The organism is Petrotoga halophila DSM 16923 (assembly GCF_002924615.1).
On the sequence record NZ_JALY01000261.1, the window covers coordinates 1 to 2,325 of the forward strand.

A 2,325-nucleotide genomic window follows, 5' to 3' on the forward strand; every position below is an offset into this window, starting at 1 on the left:
CAAGTGCCCCTCTTATCCTTCCTACTACCCAATAGAGGATTGTAGTTGTTAATAGTAATCCAGCCGTCCAGGGCAGTTAGTCCATTATTAGCTCCATTCCAGGTACCGGACATTGAAAGAGTGATGGACCAAAGTCTTCCTGTAACAACCTTCCCCAAAAGGCAACGTATTGTTGGAATATCCCTCCCTCCAATCCGTACATCTCTGTGAGCGATTGCCTTAATGCTTCAACAGCCGCTGGGTCTAAGAAGGCTCCTTGTGATGTCATTTGACTGATTACTTGTTGTACGGGATCAACCGGCGTTAGCCTGGGTACAATAAATACCACCGTTATCCCTACGAATACTACAACTAGAAATTGTATTATCCTTGGTAGCAAGTATCGCTTGAAAAATAGCAAGTGTTACACCTCCATAATAAGCCCCCCGAAGGGGGCTCAATGTATTTATCTGTAGCCTTTATTCTCTCCCTGTTGGTTCAAGGAAGGGGAGCATGTATTTGAAGTTTGGCCAATGATGATAGGGAATCATATACGGATTTTCAGCACCAGGATAATTCGTCCAGTAATATTCATCCCATCCCACTACTCCAGGATATCCAAAAGTTGGAACTGAAGGCATTTCTTCTACAAGTATTTTCAACCCTTCTATACCTAATTGTATGTTTTCCTCACTACCCCAGTCTACCTTTTCCATTCCTTCTATAACTTTATCCATTCTCGGATCCGTCCATCTGCCTGGTGCAGGGCCTAAATTAGTAATAGCGTTTTCTCCCAAAGGTTGGTAGTATTTTGAGTGTATACTCGAAAAAACACGATACAAATCAGGATGCCCACCCCATGGCTCAGATGCAGGCCATTGGGCACTAACCTCAAAGTTGCCTAGCGCAACTATACTCGCATCTTGTTCACTAGGAGTAACTGAAACATCTATACCAAAGTTTCTCCATTGTTGTGCTACAGCAAGTGCATTTCTATGCGCTGGATGTGAAGGATTTGCATTGGCAATAATATTAATTTTCCAAGGCGTACCGTCTGGTAACAACCATTTGCCATTTTTATCTCTTGTAAATCCATTCCTTTCTAACAACTGTTCCGCTACATCAGGTGCATATTTCCACCATCCTGGACCAAACATCTCTTTCAACGTTTCTATATCGTTTGGTACCTCGTATCCTCTTTCCCTCGCATATTGGGCTGCTCTTAATGTCGCCATTGGATCGTACGGTTTGAATGGTTTCCCATTAACTTCTATGTCTAAGGTGAAATTCTTCAACCATTCTTCTAATGGTTTATAATACCATTCTTGATAAACTGGCATCGGAGGAAGGTGAAGTGCACCCATAGGCGCAGCACCATCAAACGCTATCCCTATGTAATCTACTATATCAATTGCAAGAGTTAATGCCCATCTTACATCTTTTATGTTGTATGGATATACTTCGGTATTGAATATAACACCTGTCATACAAGGATCCGTGTTTACTACCCACGGGTATTCTATTCTGTATCCTCTTGAATATGGATTTCTTTGAATGAGTGCTCTGAATGCTTCCATTGTTAAATCTGCCATGTCTAAGTTATGGTTAGCTTGTGCAATTACTTGGTTTGTAGCTTCTCCATAGTAATAGAAAAGTACGTATTTTGGTTTTGGTTCACCGAACAACATCCCAGTTGGGGTCCTATCCCAGTCTTCCCTTTTTTCCCAAAGTGTCCAATAACCAGCAGCGTCATAATCTTTTAGAACATATGGCCCACTGCTTATTGGAGGGTTGAAATCAAAGGATAAGGGATCTTCTACTTTTTCAAAAATATGTTTTGGGAAAGGCCTCCATGCTCCCCATCTGTCCACAAAATTGGTGTGGAATCGTGCGTTAGGTTCTTTCAATTCAAATACTACGGTGTAATCATTTGTTTTGTATACTTTATCAATGTGAAGCCTAAACTGATCATGATAAGACATTCCTTGGTATTTCATAGCTGTTTCGATAGCGTATACAATATCATCCGCAGTAATTTCAACACCATCACTCCAATAACATCCTTTTCTTAACTTAACGGTCATCTGTGTGAAGTCTTCGTTATAGATTGGACCTTCTACTGCAAGAGAATTAATAACTTCTCCTCTGGTGGGTTCCATCGTCCATAATGGTTCCAGCATCAATTGCTGAATCCCTTGATCGGGAGTTCTCCAGCTAGTGGTAAATATGTTAAAAATACCAGGGGAACCTACTCTTCCAGTTAAAACGTTAGCAATGAGCGTATCTTCCCTTGGAATCCCAGCTACCTGTGAAAATCCTGCAACAACAAGTAACACGGAAACAAAA

Annotated in this window: 2 protein-coding genes; both read right to left on the minus strand. The window is 41.2% G+C overall.

All coding sequences use genetic code 11. The features are described 5' to 3' along the window. Positions 1-76 precede the first annotated feature (76 nt). Entirely contained in the window at positions 77-400 is a 324-nt protein-coding gene (locus tag AA81_RS12600) for an ABC transporter permease family protein (RefSeq protein WP_103899232.1), read from the minus strand. A 58-nt stretch (positions 401-458) separates the two neighbouring features. Beyond that, positions 459-2,325 (minus strand): ABC transporter substrate-binding protein (locus AA81_RS12605; RefSeq protein ID WP_211292715.1); only part of this gene is annotated, 1,867 nt, incomplete at its 5' end.